At 56.8% G+C, this 17,951-nt stretch carries 16 protein-coding genes; 6 read left to right on the top strand and 10 right to left on the bottom strand.

Annotated elements, in window-relative coordinates; translation table 11 throughout:
- Positions 1–231: 231 nt before the first annotated feature.
- Entirely contained in the window at positions 232–594 is a 363-nt protein-coding gene (locus KVQ82_RS10855; protein ID WP_222018841.1) for a DUF6124 family protein, read from the bottom strand.
- A 1,147-nt stretch (positions 595–1,741) separates the two neighbouring features.
- Here KVQ82_RS10855 and fdxA point away from each other — a divergent pair.
- Positions 1,742–2,065, top strand: a complete 324-nt coding sequence (gene fdxA / locus KVQ82_RS10850) for a ferredoxin FdxA (RefSeq protein ID WP_108183264.1) — start codon at positions 1,742–1,744, stop codon at positions 2,063–2,065.
- Positions 2,066–2,320: 255 nt separating this feature from the next.
- Positions 2,321–3,316 carry a tRNA dihydrouridine(20/20a) synthase DusA gene (dusA, locus tag KVQ82_RS10845; RefSeq protein ID WP_123588481.1) on the top strand — a complete coding sequence of 332 codons (996 nt, stop codon included), beginning with the start codon at positions 2,321–2,323 and terminating at the stop codon, positions 3,314–3,316.
- Positions 3,317–3,368: 52 nt separating this feature from the next.
- On the opposite strand, the gene KVQ82_RS10840 is transcribed toward dusA, so the two are convergent.
- Positions 3,369–4,202, bottom strand: a complete 834-nt coding sequence (locus KVQ82_RS10840) for an undecaprenyl-diphosphate phosphatase (RefSeq protein WP_041074644.1) — start codon at positions 4,200–4,202, stop codon at positions 3,369–3,371.
- Between the two features lie 507 nt (positions 4,203–4,709).
- Between KVQ82_RS10840 and KVQ82_RS10835 the strand changes: the two genes are divergently transcribed.
- From KVQ82_RS10835 to KVQ82_RS10825, 3 genes are all read left to right on the top strand, one after another.
- Entirely contained in the window at positions 4,710–5,450 is a 741-nt protein-coding gene (locus KVQ82_RS10835; protein ID WP_222018840.1) for a winged helix-turn-helix domain-containing protein, read from the top strand.
- 279 nt (positions 5,451–5,729) lie between these two features.
- Entirely contained in the window at positions 5,730–6,374 is a 645-nt protein-coding gene (locus KVQ82_RS10830) for a helix-turn-helix domain-containing protein (RefSeq protein ID WP_041074648.1), read from the top strand.
- A 390-nt stretch (positions 6,375–6,764) separates the two neighbouring features.
- Positions 6,765–8,159, top strand: coding sequence for an undecaprenyl-phosphate glucose phosphotransferase (locus KVQ82_RS10825; RefSeq protein WP_222018839.1), 1,395 nt, complete (start codon positions 6,765–6,767; stop codon positions 8,157–8,159).
- Between the two features lie 909 nt (positions 8,160–9,068).
- On the opposite strand, the gene KVQ82_RS10820 is transcribed toward KVQ82_RS10825, so the two are convergent.
- From KVQ82_RS10820 to galE, 8 genes are all read right to left on the bottom strand, one after another.
- On the bottom strand, positions 9,069–9,905 hold the full coding sequence (locus KVQ82_RS10820; protein ID WP_260687688.1) for an IS3 family transposase: 837 nt from the start codon (positions 9,903–9,905) through the stop codon (positions 9,069–9,071).
- Entirely contained in the window at positions 9,902–10,204 is a 303-nt protein-coding gene (locus tag KVQ82_RS31545) for a transposase (RefSeq protein WP_232967021.1), read from the bottom strand. The genes KVQ82_RS10820 and KVQ82_RS31545 overlap by 4 nt, the downstream gene beginning before the upstream one ends.
- A gap of 308 nt (positions 10,205–10,512) precedes the next feature.
- Positions 10,513–12,591, bottom strand: a complete 2,079-nt coding sequence (locus KVQ82_RS10815) for a YjbH domain-containing protein (protein WP_222018838.1) — start codon at positions 12,589–12,591, stop codon at positions 10,513–10,515.
- Positions 12,588–13,349 (bottom strand): capsule biosynthesis GfcC family protein, encoded by a 762-nt coding sequence (locus KVQ82_RS10810; protein WP_313902820.1) that lies wholly within the window; start codon positions 13,347–13,349, stop codon positions 12,588–12,590. The genes KVQ82_RS10815 and KVQ82_RS10810 overlap by 4 nt, the downstream gene beginning before the upstream one ends.
- Positions 13,346–14,011, bottom strand: a complete 666-nt coding sequence (locus KVQ82_RS10805) for a YjbF family lipoprotein (RefSeq protein WP_222018837.1) — start codon at positions 14,009–14,011, stop codon at positions 13,346–13,348. Before KVQ82_RS10805 ends, KVQ82_RS10810 begins: the two co-directional genes overlap by 4 nt.
- Positions 14,012–14,019: 8 nt before the next feature.
- On the bottom strand, positions 14,020–15,081 hold the full coding sequence (locus KVQ82_RS10800) for a polysaccharide biosynthesis/export family protein (protein WP_232966796.1): 1,062 nt from the start codon (positions 15,079–15,081) through the stop codon (positions 14,020–14,022).
- A gap of 144 nt (positions 15,082–15,225) precedes the next feature.
- On the bottom strand, positions 15,226–15,462 hold the full coding sequence (locus tag KVQ82_RS10795; RefSeq protein WP_003226528.1) for a hypothetical protein: 237 nt from the start codon (positions 15,460–15,462) through the stop codon (positions 15,226–15,228).
- 231 nt (positions 15,463–15,693) lie between these two features.
- A complete protein-coding gene (gene galE / locus KVQ82_RS10790; RefSeq protein WP_222018836.1) occupies positions 15,694–16,710 on the bottom strand; it encodes a UDP-glucose 4-epimerase GalE in 1,017 nt (338 codons plus the stop codon).
- 389 nt (positions 16,711–17,099) lie between these two features.
- Here galE and galU point away from each other — a divergent pair, with 389 nt between their 5' ends.
- The gene (gene galU, locus KVQ82_RS10785) at positions 17,100–17,933 is read left to right on the top strand and encodes a UTP--glucose-1-phosphate uridylyltransferase GalU (protein WP_047295217.1); all 834 of its coding nucleotides are present in this window, start codon (positions 17,100–17,102) and stop codon (positions 17,931–17,933) included.
- The last annotated feature ends 18 nt before the right edge of the window (positions 17,934–17,951 follow it).

The following is a 17,951-nucleotide window of genomic DNA, read 5'->3' as shown; positions in this document are numbered from 1 at the left end:
CAGCAAAGGTGTTGGGAACGGATGCTATAAACTTTGGGAAATGTTGTACAACTTTATATTTTTGTATAAGCGTTGAACTTTTTTGAGCCAGTGATGACGCATTGCCATCATTTTTTGTGGCACATCGCTATTGCTGTGGAAACAGGCTGAAACCCGCCATTTTCGGCGGTTGTTTTGCGCATCGACTGAGCGCCCTCCGCGACCCCGCCGCTCGCCACGGAGGGCAGCGATCTACGCTTTGAGCTCGACGTTATCCAACGCCTGATTCACCGCCAACTCCCCCAACATCACCACCTGCGCAATGCCCAGCAGCGTCTTGCGGTGCGAGACATCCAGCAACGCGGCGAAATCGTTGAGCATGGTGGTGGCGGAACCCAGGGATTCACTGGCGTTGGCGAGCAGGGATTCAGTGTCGTAGGCCGGGTTGGCGAGGAACATCGGTTTGGATTGATCGCCGCTGGCCATGATCTGGCTGGCCGGGGTGAGGTAGTGATCGAGGGCGCGCTCGGCGGCGTCGTGGAGTTTGCGGGAATCGAGGGATTCGTAGGGGGATGCGGGGTTGGATTCGGGTGGGTTGGGTGTTGGTTTGAACATGGATGAAACTCCTAACACTTTTAGTGAGGGCTTCACCCTTTCGCTACCAAACGAAGGGTGGCGGCCATGAACAGGTTGGTAGACCGGGTGTTAGGAGCCGGCGCGCCCGAAGACGCCCTGTACATGACCACCATAGACCCCGATCGACAGCACGATCGGTGATGGTGACGCTGTACATCTAACACGCGGGCTACCAAACCCGGTCACTGGTTTTCAGTGACCCGAGAACGATAGAACCCAAGGTCTAGACGTACAAGCCGGCGAATTCTGTCTTAGGTGTAGGGGGAGGCGCAAGGCGTTGTAGGGCTAAGGTAGTACAGATAACCACACTTTAAACAAGACGCATCTAAACCGTTTAAAATTTGGGAGCTTTGTCCCAAAGCGCGGTTCCAGGCAAGTCTGATAACGTCAGCACCGGTTCATTTGTTGACAGGTCTGGATGAAGAGCTTTCAGAAAGTGCTAAAGCACTTCAGCACGACTAGAAACGCAACCTCACCATGAAGTGACTTTATTTTGAAAACATAGAAATTACCGATCCACTACCGTCACGAACGAGAGCTTGGCACTCAATTGCATCTCCTATCTACTCAACCGTAGCAACCTATCCGTTATCATTAAGCGCCCGCGCCCTACACTACTTCGAATATTTCATAATATCGTCGACAGATCGTGTCGAAACCAAACTACCTGCCCTTCCTACTAGATCATAGAATTGCTGATCCGGGGTCGGACTGTCCCATGTGATCGCAACATTCGGTAGGGCAGTGGCGCAGCTAATAGACAAAGTTATGTATCCCCATAACGAAAGTGCGTTGTCTTTTTGCCTTCGGGTTGCCTATCCAGTGTCAAGTGACGCTCAGCCTGGAGTTTTGAAGGATTGACTCGCACTCTGCAAGTAGGCCGTTGAAAAGCGTAAAAAACAGCGTTTGTACCAACGCTGATCCAAAATTTACCGTTCATAAACGGACTTCCGTGATGATTTTAATAGCGCCCTAATAACTCAAAAAAATCGTATATATCGCAAAAAAATATAAAAACCTGTCATTTCTGGCAGTTCAAACCTCAACAAAAATAGTGCCAACTACCTTCTCCGACAACAAAACATATAACTACAGCAGCAAAACAAACAAAGCCTGGAGAATCAACATGACATACGTAGTGACTGACAACTGTATAAACTGCAAATACACTGAGTGCGTCGAAGTTTGCCCTGTAAATTGTTTTCATGAGGGACCAAATTTCTCGGTGATAGATCCCGAAAAGTGCATAGACTGCGGTGTGTGTGTGCCAGTATGTCCCAGCGACGCCATTTACGCCGAGGAAGACATACCTTCAAATATGGGAAATTTCATAGCAATCAACGCGGATCTCTCGCACAAATGGCCACAGATACTGAAAAAAAAAGCACCACTTCCTATGGCGGATGACTGGGTTCTCAAAGCAAATAAAATCGTTCTTCTGGAGCGCTGACAACACCTAGAGTTCTAACTAGTTCTCCGCTAAGTTTATCTTTCATAACGGGGACAGCCCGAGGAGAGCAATGCCGTGCTCCTCGAAATGCCCAAAAAAGGGTGGAAAAAGGGGTCAGATTTATTTACTACCAAGCATTCCCCGATGCTGATCCAGTTTTTTCAAGCACAGACCTCCACCAGACTCCAAACCCGTCCGTCCCCCATTCCTGATAAACTCCCCCACCTCCCAGCCCCACCCAATCCAGAACCGCCAATGTCCCCTATCTCCGCCACACCCGCCCCACTCTCCCGCCGCTTCTCCGTCGCCCCGATGATGGATTGGACTGATAGGCATTGCAGATACTTCCTACGCCTCCTGTCGAAGAACGCCCTGCTCTACACCGAAATGGTCACCACCGGCGCTCTCCTCAACGGCGATCACGAACGTTTCCTCCGTCACAACGAAGCCGAGCATCCGCTGGCGCTGCAGTTAGGCGGCAGTGTTCCACTGGATCTGGCCGCTTGCGCGCGCATGGCCCAGGAGCATGGTTACGACGAGGTGAACCTGAATGTGGGCTGCCCGAGTGATCGGGTGCAGAACAATATGATCGGTGCGTGCCTGATGGGGCATCCGCAGTTGGTGGCGGATTGCGTGAAGGCGATGCGCGATGCGGTGTCGATTCCGGTGACGGTGAAGCATCGGATCGGGATCAATGGGCGAGACAGTTACGCCGAGTTGTGTGATTTCGTCGGGACGGTGCGGGATGCCGGGTGTACCAGTTTTACCGTGCATGCGCGGATTGCGATTCTGGAGGGCTTGTCGCCGAAGGAGAATCGCGACATTCCGCCGTTGCGGTATGACGTGGCGGCGCAGTTGAAGGCGGATTTTCCGGAGCTGGAGATTGTGCTGAACGGCGGGATCAAGACGATGGAGGCCTGCCATGAGCATTTGCAGACCTTTGACGGTGTGATGCTTGGGCGTGAGGCTTATCACAATCCGTATTTGCTGGCGGAGGTCGATCAGCAGTTGTTCGGCAGCAGCGCGCCGGTGATCAGCCGGGCCGAGGCGCTGGCGCAGCTGCGACCTTATATTGCCGAGCATTTGCAGGCGGGCGGTGCGATGCATCACATCACCCGGCATGTGCTCGGGTTGGGCACCGGGTTCCCGGGGGCGCGTAAATTCCGCCAGTTGTTGTCGGTGGATATTCACAAGGCCAAGGATCCGCTGGCGTTGCTGGATCAGGCTGGCGAGTTGCTGCAAGGGCGGTGATGCCCTCCCTCCGTAAAACGCGCCAGGCGGGTTGATCCGCCTGGCGTGCGCATTACCCCGCCGCTGCTTCCGTCCAGTTGACCCAGCCAAACACCCACGTCGCCAGAATCAACAAGCCAAACGCGATCCGATACCAGGCGAACGCGGCGTAGCTGTGGTTGGCGATGAATTTGAGCAGGCCGCGCACGGCGATCATGGCGAAGATGAAGGCGATGACGAAACCCAAAGCGAACACTGGGAGGTCGCTGGCCTGGAACAGGTCACGGTATTTGTAGCCGGAGTACACCGCGGCGCCGACCATGGTCGGCATGGCGAGGAAGAACGAGAACTCTGTGGCGGCTTTCCGGGACAAGCCGAACAATAAACCGCCGATGATGGTCGAGCCCGAGCGCGACGTGCCGGGAATCATTGCCAGGCATTGCACGAAACCGATTTTCAACGCGTCTGACCAGCGCATGTCGTCGACGTGATCGACGCTCACCACATGGCTGCGCTGCTCCGCCCACAACATGACGATGCCGCCCACCACCAAGGCCATGGCCACGGTGATCGGGTTAAACAGGTATTGATGGATTTTGTCAGCGAACATTACCCCGAGGACCACCGCTGGCAGAAAGGCAATCAACAGGTTGAGGGTGAAACGTTGCGCATTGCGTTGAGTGGGCAAGCCTTTGACGATGTCGAAGATCTTCGGACGAAACTCCCAGACCACGGCCAGGATCGCCCCCAGTTGAATGATGATGTTGAACGCCATCGCGCGTTCGCCGCCGAAGTCCAGCAGGTCGGCGACGATGATCTGGTGGCCGGTACTGGAGATCGGCAAGAACTCGGTCAGGCCTTCCACTGCGCCCAAAATCAACACCTGGATAAAGGTCCAGAAATCCATTAATCCTCCGTCAGAGCGCTCTTGCTGAGCGACCGGTCAACTGTATTCAGGAATTGAGTATCTGAAGTTAAACAATCGGTATAACGCGACACCCATTGCCTGATCAGGCGACGGAGAATATGTCTTATCAAAAGACACACTCAAGCCATGTTAATAAACGTCCGCCTACGAACTACCCGAAAAATATTTAGGCCTATAGTAGAAAAAAGTTCGATTCGCCAATAAAGTGTGAACCAGCTCACACTGTCTCAAGATCGTGAACAGTGGCAATTGGACATGAATAAAGCCATCGCCATAGATTCAAAATAGTGGCACAATTCCACATTGCCACCATGTAACGACTAGTTCACAGCCCCGAGAAAATCAACTAAAAGCTTGAAATGCTTAATTATTGTTAGAAAACTCGGGAGCCACGTCTAAAAATCGCGTGAATGTTACCAATTGTCAGTCACAGATGAGAACCGGTGCTTTAACATCCCGATGTCAGCACCTAATTCGAGTCAATGCATGATGCTCTCAGGGAACTTGGCGACTAGAAGTCCGCGCCCGACGAACGACGTACCCGGTGTTCTTACTCTGGGTCGTACCCGTGGCGTGGCCGAACATTTCAGGGCGCTGATCGCGAAGCACGTACACACTGATATGGCACTTGAGGCCGGTTCGTACACTAGTTCCTTCAACAATGAACTTTCTGGTCCGTATCGCGCCATCTTCATCGTTATCGACACTCCGCAAGCGCTGGAAGACAATCTTGCGCTGATCGAAAACCTGCGCAGCGACAACTTGAAGCCGATCATCTGCGCGGTCATTACCGGTCGCGGCGCGTTCAACAAGATCAAGTATTTTCTGGCCGGCGCCGACGCGTGTATCAAACTCAATACCCTTGCCGACGAGGGCGACGAGTTGCTCGGTGAGTTCTTCAACAGTGAAGAATGGCAGCGGGATATCAATCTGACGCTCGACCCTACGCGTATCTGCCTGCTGGGCAGCCCCCGTCAGAAACTCGACATCTCGTTCGCCGAGATGAAGATCCTGGAAGCCTTTGCGCAGACCAGCAATCACATTCTCAGCCATGATGAAATCGCCAGCATCATGGGGCTCAACACCCATTTCTACGACCCGAGAGCGCTGGAAAAATCCATCAGCCGCTTGCGTGGAAAAATCAAGGACATGTATGGTACGAACGCGATTCAGAGCATCCGCGGCTACGGCTATCGCCTGATGCGGGGTCTGATATCGACTGCCTGACTCTCGGGCAGCCATCCTCTTTGCATAATTACGAAGGATCGTCATATGCAACCATACCGCTCTAGTTGTACTTCACATCTAATTATAATCAAGCCATTGAATGAGCACGGCTACACCGAACCATAACAATAAACTTCACAACATAGCAGCAGAACGAGTGGAACTTATCGAGGGCCATTTTAAGCCCAGACCCTGCCTGTCGATTACTTCCGAGGAAGTCATTGCTCGCCTGCCGATTTATCTTTTCGCCCATTTTGGTGCACATTTTAGGAGAGAGACATGGAAACGAGTACAACCCTCCCGAGAAAATATTTTGTCGTCGTGACTCACAGTACAACGTCGCAGCGTGAACTTGAGAGCATTCTGTCCAGCGAGCGCTTCAATTCGTTTGGCACGTCTCAGGCACAAATGTTTATTGAAGGTGCTACTTCGCCCTCTTCCGCGCCCATGCTGATGGAGTTCTCTTACCCAAGCGGCACCCGCAAACACGTGGCCCGCACGATTGAACACGACACCCAGCGCATCCTCGCCACCCTCGAATCGGAATGGCTGTCCGCACAATCGGCGAAGCCGTTTCAAAGTGCAGAGAGCGACAATCGCACTGCCGCCATTGAGGACGCTGCCACTGGCAACACGACCTGGCATCTGGACGATGATCAAGGCGCCCTGATCAAGGAAGGCGTCGAAATCAGCCTGACCGGACTGGAAACCGCGCTGGTGCGCAAAATGCTCCATCACGAAGAGCGCGTTGTCAGTCGCGACGATCTGATCCTCAGCATCGGCCGTGAACCGGAGCAATATCGTGGCCTGGAGATGTGCCTGAGTCGCCTGCAGGACAAGTTCAAAAGCGCCAGTAATGGGGAGCGATTATTCCGTGCCGTAAGAAACCGCGGTTATTGCCTCATCCAGGAAATCGTTGCGTAAACACGCACGATCTCCGCGAACAAAACAAACAGAAAACAGTGCGATTACAAAAACAACAAGAGCACTCTGTTTGACTTCACCTCCCTGGTAAATAAAAGTTCCCTGCCTCCACCCCTCCTACAGTAACAAACACAACATCATTTATTCACCCCTTGCTCCACGACCTTTTCTAACAGCCTTGTATTCGATTATTCGAAAGTTGGCACAGTGCCACCTTGTTAGAACTCGTCAGACACCCTCTCCGGCAATAACTTAGTCTATTGATTGACGACAGTGCGGCCTATCGACGTTGTTACCTCAGGACACTCGTCCAATAACAACAACAAGCCTATCTAGCAACTCGGACTTTAACTGTCGAAACCTGAATGGACGTATTTCTGGGGATATCTCATGGAACTCTCTCTACGGATCAATCGAAATAACGGCCTCAAGGGACTTACCTTCTGGGGCCAATGGGCATTGGCGCAGGCTTTCATTGTTGCGTTGTTATTCATACTGGCTGAACGGCACACAGGCACCGTCGAGTTCTATTACCGCCTGTGCGCGACACTGGCGGTATTGGCCTCGGTACCGGCGTATACGTTTAGCGGCGTGTACCGCAAACAGGACAATTACCTGACGGGTCTGGGACGTCTGTTCATGGGCTGGTCGATGACCATGCTCGCGCTGGCCGGCATCGCGTTCGTGTGCAAGGCCGACGAGGTGTTTTCCCGTGAAGTGACGCTAAGCTGGGCGGTGTACGGCTTCCTCGGTCAGGCGCTGCTGTACGCGCCGCTGCATGCGTTTTCCAAGTACTACCAGCGCTCCCGCACCAGTGCGCAGAAAACCCTGATTGTCGGCACGGGTGAGTTGGCGCTGGGCCTGGCGCAGAAGATCAGTCTGGTGGAAAACCTGCCATTGGTAGGTTTGGTCAGCAATGGCACGAAACCGGTTCTGGATTCGGATGCGCCGCGAGTGGTGGGCGATCAGGAAGATCTGCTGCAACTGATCAAGGATCATGACATCCGCCGTCTGTACATCACCCTGCCGCTGGCGGAAGCGGCGAAAATCGAAGCGATGTACGTCGATTTGCTCGGGGCCAACGTTGATGTGGTCTGGGTGCCGGACTTGAACAGTCTGACCCTGCTCAACCACTCGGTGAAGGTCGTGGATGGTCTGCCGGCAATCTGTCTCAACGAAAGCCCGCTGACCAGCCGCCCTACTGCTGCGCTGAGCAAAAGTCTGGTGGAAAAAGGCGTGGCGCTGCTGGCGATCATTCTGTTGAGCCCGGTGCTGCTGTTCATCGCGTTGGCGGTGAAGATCAACTCGCCGGGGCCGGTGTTCTTCAAACAGGATCGCCACGGCTGGAACGGCAAGGTGATTCAGGTGTGGAAATTCCGCTCGATGCGCGTGCACGATGATCGCGAGGTGATCCAGGCCAGCCGCAATGATTCGCGTATTACCGCCGTCGGGCGCTTCATCCGCCGCACCTCTCTGGATGAGCTGCCGCAGTTGTTCAACGTGCTGCAAGGGCAGATGGCCCTGGTCGGCCCGCGTCCTCACGCTGTCGCGCACAACCACTACTACTCGGGGAAAATCCTCGCGTACATGGCTCGTCACCGAATCAAACCGGGCATCACCGGCCTGGCGCAAATCAGCGGCTGCCGTGGCGAGACCGACACCCTCGACAAGATGCAGCGTCGGGTGGAGATGGATCTGCATTACATCAACAACTGGTCGTTGTGGCTGGATCTGAAGATCCTGGTGAAGACGCCTTTTACGCTGTTGTCGAAAGATATTTATTGATGGGCTGGTGACAAGCCAGGCGATACCGCAAGGGGACGAAAGTCCCCTTTTTTGTGGGCGGGATTTGGGTAGTGGGTCAGGCTGTTGCGAAGGTGGCAGTGCCGACGCCTTCGCGGGCAAGCCCGCTCCCACAGGGGATCTCGGCATGGATCGGGATATGTGCCTCACCACAAAACACTGTGGGAGCGTGGCTTGCCCGCGAAAGCGGTGGGTCAGGCAGCTCAGATGTTGAATGTGCCGACGCCTTCGCGAGCAAGCTCGCTCCCACAGGGGATCTCGGTATGGATCGGGATATGTGCCTCACCACAAAACACTGTGGGAGCGTGGCTTGCCCGCGATAGCGGTGGGTCAGGCAGCTCAGATGTTGAATGTGCCGACGCCTTCGCGAGCAAGCTCGCTCCCACAGGGGATCTCGGTATGGATCGGGATATGTGCCTCACCACAAAACACTGTGGGAGCGTGGCTTGCCCGCGAAAGCGGTGGGTCAGGCAGCACATATGTTGAATGTGCCGACGCCTTCGCGGGCAAGCCCGCTCCCACAGGGGATCTCGGTATGGATCGGGATATGTGCCTCACCACAAAACACTGTGGGAGCGTGGCTTGCCCGCGAAAGCGGTGGGTCAGGCAGCACAGATGTTGAATGGGCCGGCGCCTTCGCGGGCAAGCCCGCTCCCACAGGGGATCTCGGCATGGATCGGGATATGTGCCTCACCACAAAACACTGTGGGAGCGTGGCTTGCCCGCGAAAGCGGTGGGTCAGGCAGCACAGATGTTAAATGGGCCGGCGCCTTCGCGAGCAAGCCCGCTCCCACAGGGGATCTCGGCATGGATCGGGATATGTGCCTCACCACAAAACACTGTGGGAGCGTGGCTGAACTGGTCAAGTAATCTTGGACACTGATTAAGGTTTCACGCCGCCAACTTCTCCCTGGCGACTGGTGACCGATAGTCGTTGTAGCTATGTGGCCTGGTGATGTTGTAGCGCGATACATAGCGCTGCACATCCGCTCGGGCCTCATGCTCCGATTCGTAGCCTGCTTCTGGCACCCACTCTGATTTCAAACTTCCAAAGAAACGCTCCATCGCAGCGTTGTCCCAGCATTCGCCTTTACGGCTCATGCTCTGCCGGAGTCCATGTTCCAGCAGTTCATTTCTGAATTTATGGCTGGTGTACTGGCAACCTTGGTCGGAGTGAAACAGTACGTCTTTTGGGCGACCGCGTAGTTCAATCGCCATCCGCAGGGCTTCGCAGGTCAGCGTGGCATCGGAGATCATCGAAAATGACCAGCCCACAATCCGGCGAGCGAACAAGTCCAGAACCGCCGCGAAATACAGCCAGCGCTTGCCGACTTTGATGTACGTCACGTCCCCACACCACACCTGATTGACCGCCGTAACATCAAACTTGCGTTTGAGCACATGCGGTGCCACCAACGCTTCCACGCCAGGTGACTTGTACTTATGGCGCCGGCGTTGACGGCTGACAATGCCTGCTTCTCGCATCAAGCTGCGAGCCATGAACCGCCCGACATCATGCCCGCCTGCTTGCAGCTGTTTAGCCAAGGTACGAGCGCCCGCGGACTCTCTCGACGCCTTGTGATGCTTGACCAGCATGGCCTTGAGCTTCTCTCGCCTAGGGCTCACTTTGCCTTGGCGCTGACGCCATGCGTAAAAGCTACTGCGGTTTATTCCGAACACACGACAGCAATCGTTAACGCCATACTGCTCGCCCAGCTCACAGATCAACGAGAGTGATCTTTGGCGTCCAAAAGCAGGAGAGCACTGGCTTTTTTTAGGATTTCGATATCCCGGTCTCTTTGCCTGAGTAAGGCTTTAAGTTCCTGAATCTCTCTCTGATCTGCAGTAATCGCCTTGGCTCCCACCGGAGTCGAGCCCAAGCGCTCCTTACGAACCTGATCGACCCAGCGGCGCAAGGCCGTAGGGCCCATGTCCAAACTGGCACAGACCTCGGGAACCGACTGCCCCTCGTCCAGCACCATGCTGGCAGCCTTGAGTTTGAACTCACTTGAATAAGATTTACGCATATCCAAACACCTCAGATTTGGGCGCCATCATAGCGCCCGATTGAGGTGTCCAAAATCATTAGGCCAGTTCAGGCTTGCCCGCGAAAGCGGTGGGTCAGGCAGCTCAGATGTTGAATGTGCCGACGCCTTCGCGGGCAAGCTCGCTCCCACAGGGGATCTCGGTATGGATCGGGATATGTGCCTCACCACAAAACACTGTGGGAGCGTGGCTTGCCCGCGAAAGCGGTGGGTCAGGCAGCACATATGTTGAATGTGCCGACGCCTTCGCGGGCAAGCCCGATCCCACAGGTCCCGAGAAGGCTCTAGGTTTACTCGGTAATCTTCGAGAAGTTGCGGTAGAACATGTCACCCTCGCGGCTATCGGTCATCGAGTGCAGCTGGAAGCTGCGATTGAGCCTGGCGCCGCCGTCACGGGTCAGAGGGGCCCAGACCAGATTGGCGCGGCGCATGGTCGACATGCTCATCATTTCGTCGAACGGGATCGACAGGTAGATGCCCTTGTCGAAACTACCCTCCCCGTACTCGGCACTGCCAGCCGTGGTGATCGTGGCCCAGGCACCGAAGCGCACGCCGTTGAAGAACTCGCGGGAGATGTCCAGCGTACCGCCCCAGTCGCCGGCCAGGTAACGACCGACGCTGACTGCAGCCAGTGTGTCGTACGGCAAATCGGTGTAGCCGGTGATGTGCCCGGTCCAGACCGAGTAGTCGCGCAGGCCGAAACCCTGGGCGAACTCGCGCTGGCGCACGTAGTTCAGATCCGCCCCCACCGACCAGCGCTCGCCGGTCGGCCGGAACAGCACCTCACCGCCGACGCCGGCAAACATCGATTCCAGATAGCCGCCGTAGACCATGCCATACAGGTCCTTGTCCAACTGCTCGGCATGGCTGACCTGAAATAACGGCATGGTCACTTCCGAGGTGGTCAGGTACTGACGCAAATCGGTACGCACCCGCGGCAGGCCGCTCGGCGCATCGTAGGTGAACTTGTCGAAGTTGTTCACCAGGTTGGCACTGAGCAGGCCGTTCCACCAGGTGTTGCGGTTGAAGCGGTACTCGGCGTCCGCATCGGCGCTGAATTGATAGAGCAAACCATCCGGGCCGCCGACGTTCTGCTTGAAGCCCAGGCCGACGCCATAGTTGAAGTGCTGCGGCGCTTCGCTGTAGAGGGTTTTCTCGTTGTGCGGCATCGCCGGATTGATCTCGGTCGTGCGGTGCAACGACTCCAGCGGCTCCTCGTTGTTGATCACTTCGCGGAAGGTCTGGCGCGGCACGCTGGTCTCTTCCAGCGGCAGGTCGTAACGCTTGTTGACCACGGTGAACCAGTTGATGTCGTCGTTCACGCTGTTGTCGAGAATCCGGCTCGCGCGGCCAACGGCCTTGGACGAATGGAAGTAGCGCTGCTGCTCGCCGTATACGATCAGCTCGGAATCGCGCTGACTGATGCGCTCGACCTTGTACCCGGCATTCTGCTGCAAACGTTGCGACACGTCGGCCCAGTTGACCTGTTCCATTGGTGTGGTCGGCATCTTCGCCGGCAGCGGTTCAGGCGTCGGGTCGTAGGTCTTGGCCGGCGCCTTGCGGCTGACGAAATTGGTGTGAAACGTGATGCCGAACATCGCCGTATTGCCGCGCTCCCACGCCGCGCTGACGTCCACCGAATCAGCCACCTTGAACACCGCACCGAAGTTGATCGGCGAGTCTTGCTTGATCACGTTGTCCTTCGGCTCGTGCTTGTAGTCGTTGCCTTCGTATTCGAGTTTCAGGCTGAGTCGATCCCACGGCGTCTGATAGCTCACGCCACCAAAGAACGACGGCCGACCGCGAAAGTACGAGCCGGAGTTGACGTCACCGGTCCCTTCAAGAGCCGGTCGGGTATCGAAGCGATCACTGACGTAGCCCAGCGGGTTGTCGAGGTCGCCGCGATTACCCAGGTAACCCCAGGCAATGCCGGCGCTGAAATCGAAATTGTCGAAGCGTTTGTTGGCGACAAAAAATTCGCTGGAGAACAGACCCGTACCGCCAATGTCTCGGAAGCCCAGCGCGACTTCCGGCGCCCAGTGGCTTTCCTGCCACAGCCGGACTTTGGCGTCGACCGCCTTGTCCTTGTAGCTCTGGCTGCCGCTCAGCGCCTCGGAGCCGTACGGCCGGTTGGTAATCGCGGTGTAGCGGAACGAACCTTCGAGCCAGTCCAGTGGCTGCAACGACACGCTGTAGCGGCTGTAAGGCTCGGTTCGGTTGGCGTTGACGCTCAGTTCGCCGGCCGGAGCCATGCGCGCGGTCGGGGTCTGCAACAGACCGGTGCCGCCGAAATCATTTTGGGTAATACGCGGCTCGGCATGCACCAGACCGCACGGCAATAACAACACAGCTGCAACACGTAACTTCAACGAACCACCTCAGCCAGCTGCGTGGCAATCAATTCGGCCAACTGCTGATTCAGTTCAGGAACAGGCGGATCCAGATCATCATTTTTCACCGGCACCAGAATCTTGCTGCCGGCCACGGGGAACTGCCCGCTCTCGCGATTCCAGTGCGCGATACCCACCCGCCGCACCGCACCATTGGGCTGGATCAGCCACAGGTAATCGGCCTCGGCATCGTCCAGCGGTGTGCAGCTTTCCAGGTACTCGCGCGCCTCCAGCAGAGGCTGATAAGGCAGGTGACAGGTTTCGGCGACCGCGCCCAACACTTGCACCTCGTCGACCCGTTTCGGGTAGATCAGCCGATCGCCGTCGTCCAAACGAATGTTGCGCGCGAAACCGACTTCCACCGCGACCGGATCGAGGTCCGCCACCTGACGCCCGGTGACCGGCATCTGCCGCACCTGCTCGGCCAGGCGCAGCGCCAGTGCCGCGCGGCTCGGTCGATCAAACAACGAGGCCATGCGCTGCAACACATCGAGATCGAACAACACCCCGGCCTTGAGCCGCGCCTGCTGTTCCAGCAACGACTGGCGCAGCAACACGCCGGCCAGCCAGTAACCTTCGGCATTCGGCAGCGCCACGCTGATCACGTCGAGCAAGCGCCCGCCCGGCGGCAATTCCACCGGCCCTGGGTTGGCGACATCGCCGCTGACCGTGACCGCCGCCTGACTGACGCCGCTGAGCAACAGCAGCCCCGCCGATAACATCCGTAAGCGCTTCACGGCAGATGCCTGCGATCAGGGGTCAGTTGCACGATGCGCACACGCATTTGCGCGGTCAGTTGCTGCTCGCTCTGCAGGATGAAACCGTCCAGCGGATCGACCCAGTAATGGTTGGTCGCGTGCAGGCCGATGGCCGGGACGTCGATACGTTCGTCGACACGCAGCACGGTGTATTCCTTGTCGAGAATTTGCAGGGTTTGCGTGGATCGGCGGGAGAACCGGCTATTGACGATCAAACCGACTTCCTGGCCCTTGTACAGGTCGATCCAGCGCTGACTGGTGAAACCATCGGCGACTTGATGCAGGCCGCGTTTGAACGGCGCGTCGTCGGCCAGCCGCGTACCGTCTAGGTCGCCCTCGACGCCGAGGCCGATGGTGCGCACGGCGAGGCCGTCACGCAGCAGCAACACCTGTTTGCCGGAGGCGACCCAGAACTGCAGGTCTTCCCGCTCGCGCACCAGCGCCAGCACCCCGGAGCCGGACGGCGTGGTCAGTTTGATTTGCGGGTACTTGACCTCGGCCACCTGGGCCGCGCTCACGTCCAGCTCGTCCGGCCCGATCACCGCCGACTTGAGGTTGCGCACCGAGGCGGTCATCAGCGGGTTACAGCCACACAACATCAAGGCCGCCATCAGGCAGACGCCCACTTTCAAGGTTTTCACGGTCGGCCTTATTTGCTGTTGTTACTGAATTCGCTCCAGTTCTTCGCAGCGGAAGCCCCGGTCCCGACAATCGATGCCGACGGCACCAGTTGGCTGATGAAGCGGTTCCAGCGCGTGACGTTGGCCGGGCCGACGTACACCACATCCTGCGGACGCACTTCAAAGTGCGAAGCGAGTGCCATTGAGGTCGGCGACTGAGCTTCCAGTTGATAGATTTTCGCCGGCTCGACATCGAGGTTTTCCACCCCGCGAATCACATACACCGCGTTGCCATTGGAGGTGGTCTGGCTCAAGCCGCCGACCGAACCGAGCACGTCGGAGAGGTTCATCGTCGCGGTCTTGAAGCTCAGCGCACGGGGCTGGTTGACTTCACCCATGACGTAGATGCGCTTGTTGTCGTTGTACGGCAGATACAACTGATCGCCGCCCTTGAGGAAGACGTGCTGCAACTCGGAATCCTGCTGGTTCAGCGAGTCGAGATTGAGCGGATACACCCGGCCATTGCGCGTCAGCAGCAGGCCCGACAGATCGGCGTTGTTGGTATCGATGCCGGCCGTACCGAGGGCTTCGACCACGCTCAACGGGTTGGTGGAAATCGGCTGCGGACCGGCCTTGGCCACGGCCCCCGAAACCACCACTTTCTGACTGGCGAAACGCAGCACCGCGACATCCACTTGCGGCTCGGCGATGAACGCCGACAGGCGGGTTTCGATGTCCGAGCGCAGCTGTTGAATGGTCTTGCCGGCCGCCTGCACTTCCTTGATGAACGGGTAGTACAGCGTGCCATCGGAGCGCACCAGTCGACCGTTGGCGTCGATCTGCTGTTGTGCCCCCGAAGGCGCGGTCAGCTCCGGGTGATCCCAGACCGTGATGTACAGCACATCGTTGCTGCCGATGCGGTATTCCGCCGGCGTTGCCAACAGTTCCGCCGGCACCGTCTCACGCTTCTGCGTGGCACGGGTCATCGAGATCAACTTGGGCGTGATCGGGATCAACTCGACCCGACTGCTTTCGCTGGCGCCCTGGCGCGTGATGTCGCCGGTGCTCAGGTATTGGCCGGGGGAAAACATGCAACCTTGCAAAGCGATACTTGCCAACAGCAAAAGAGAAAAACTACGAGTCATAATGGCACTACGCTATTCAAGGGCGAATCTAAAAATAAAGTCACCCGACTTGCGTCGGGCGACCCTGTACTGCACTAACAAATGTTCCTGTTAGTTGTGCGTGCCAGTGGTACCGGTAGTACCGGTGGTGCCCGTGGTACCGCCGTTGGCACTTCCGCCGCTATTGGACGCCGCGACTGCACTGGCAACCATTGCAGTACTGGCAGCAGGCGCTGTAGAAGCCGCGACACTGCCAGATACATTGGTCACCGCAGTAAGCGGCGCTTCAGCAGCGGACGCCCAGTTGCTCAACATCGTCAACAGGGCAATCGCCATCACTTTTTTCATATCAACTCCTTTCTAACATTCGGCCTGTTAAAAACCGGCCTGAGTTAGCGGTGGTAGCGTTCAAGTCCGCGAAAAGCGCGAACAAGATCCGTCGTTCTTTCACAGTCTTACCCAACTGATAAAAGTCGAACGGCAGGTTTATATCTACGGACTTGCAAAAGGCATTTCCAGCGTATTTTCCCGACGATATCTAACAGCTGACCGAAACTAACATTCAGTATTAGAACGACATCATTCGAGATAACCGCGCGGATGATTCGATTGCCAGCGCCAAGTGTCGGTGACCATGTCCTGCAAACTGCGCGTGGCTTTCCAGCCGAGTTCTTTTTGCGCTTTCGAGGCGTCGGCCCAGCTCTCGGCAATATCGCCGCTGCGCCGCGGCATCACCCGGTACGGCACCGGCTGCCCGCAAGCCTGTTCGAAGGCTCGCAGCACTTGCATCACGCTGTAGCCGTCGCCGGTGCCGAGGTTCCAGGTGTGAATGCCCGGACGGTCGGCAATCGATTGCAAGGCTTTGAGATGGCCATCGGCGAGGTCGACGACATGGATGTAATCGCGCACCCCGGTGCCGTCGATGGTCGGGTAATCGTCACCGAAAATCGACAGCTCCTGCAGGCTGCCGACCGCGACCTGGCTGATGTAAGGCAGCAGGTTATTGGGAATACCGTTGGGGTCTTCACCCATGTGCCCGCTGTGGTGGGCGCCGATCGGGTTGAAGTAGCGCAGCAAGGCGATGCTCCAGCGCGGTTCGGCCTGGCTCAGGTCGCGCAGCACGTTCTCGACGATCAGCTTGGACTGGCCGTAAGGATTGGTCGGAATACCGGTGGGGAAATCCTCGCGGATCGGCATCTGCTCAGGCTCGCCGTACACCGTGGCCGACGAGCTGAACACCAGCCGGAACACCCCGGCCGCCGCCATCGCCTGACACAGCGTGATGCTGCCGCCGACGTTGTTCTCGTAATAATCCAGCGGCTTGCGCACGCTCTCGCCGACGGCCTTGAGCCCGGCAAAATGCAGCACGGCTTCGATCTGATGTTCGCGAAAAATCCGGTCGAGCAACGGCCGGTCGCAGACATCGCCGCGAATCATCAGCGCGCTTTTGCCGCAAATACCTTCTATCGCATGCAGTGCCGCATCGCTGCTGTTGCAAAGATTATCCAGTACAACAACTTCATAACCTGCTTCAAGCAGCGCAAGTGTGGTGTGCGAGCCGATATAGCCGGCGCCACCCGTTACCAGAATCTTCATAGCGCGGTCCGTCATTGGATAAGTGACAAGTAGCCTGTCAAGTCCCTTTCATTGAATCTGTGGCGCACCACACAAATAAGGACGACAACAGCCTTAAACAAAATTAGTTCAACCACTGGCAATAAATATTTTTGCAGGTCAAACTGTATTGCCCGGTACTTATTAGCACCTCGAGTACACTCATCACTATCAACAGATACCGACTAAAAATAACCAATAACGCTATAACCGACATCTCATAACATTGTCATGTTTTACCCCCTGCGCTAATTGCCATTAACAACCTGACTCAGGTATTAAAGTACTCGTTCAATAATCATTGAAACTTGTGCGCTTTGATAAGTGCGCGCACCCGTTGCCTGTGTTCCATGACTGTCCAGGATACTTTTATGATTCGTAAATGTTTGTTCCCCGCTGCCGGTTACGGCACGCGTTTCTTGCCGGCGACCAAAGCCATGCCGAAAGAGATGCTGCCGATCGTCAACAAGCCGTTGATCGAATACGCCGTTGAAGAAGCACGGGACGCCGGCCTGCAACACATGGCCATCGTCACCGGTCGGGGCAAGCGTGCGCTGGAAGACCACTTCGACATCAGCTACGAACTCGAACACCAGATCCGCGGCACCGAGAAAGAGAAATTCCTCGCCGGCACCCGCGAGCTGATCGACACCTGCACCTTCTCCTACACCCGTCAGGTGGAAATGAAGGGCCTCGGTCACGCGATTCTCAGCGGCCGCCCGTTGATCGGCGATGAACCCTTCGCCGTGGTGCTGGCCGATGACCTGTGCCTGAACCTGGACGGTGATGGCGTGCTCTCGCAGATGATCCAGCTGTACAAAAAATTCCGCTGCTCGATCGTCGCCATCCAGGAAGTCCCGGCCGACCAGACCCACAAGTACGGGGTGATCGCCGGCGAACTGATGTCCGAGGGCATCTACCGGGTCAATAACATGGTGGAAAAACCGGCGCCGCAGGACGCGCCGTCGAACCTGGCGATCATCGGCCGCTACATCCTCACCCCGGACATCTTCGACCTGATCGCCGACACCCAACCGGGCAAGGGCGGCGAGATCCAGATCACCGACGCGCTGATGAAACAGGCGCAAAACGGTTGCGTGCTGGCTTACAAGTTCAAGGGCCTGCGCTTTGACTGCGGCGACGCCGAGGGTTACCTGCAGGCGACCAACTTCTGCTACGACAACGTCTACCTCAAGGGCCGCTGAGACGGCTCCCGCCCACTT

Origin of the sequence: Pseudomonas sp. AO-1 (genome assembly GCF_019775695.1) — a bacterium.
Lineage (GTDB): Bacteria > Pseudomonadota > Gammaproteobacteria > Pseudomonadales > Pseudomonadaceae > Aquipseudomonas > Aquipseudomonas parakoreensis.
This window is presented reverse-complemented; position numbering and strand designations above follow the sequence as displayed.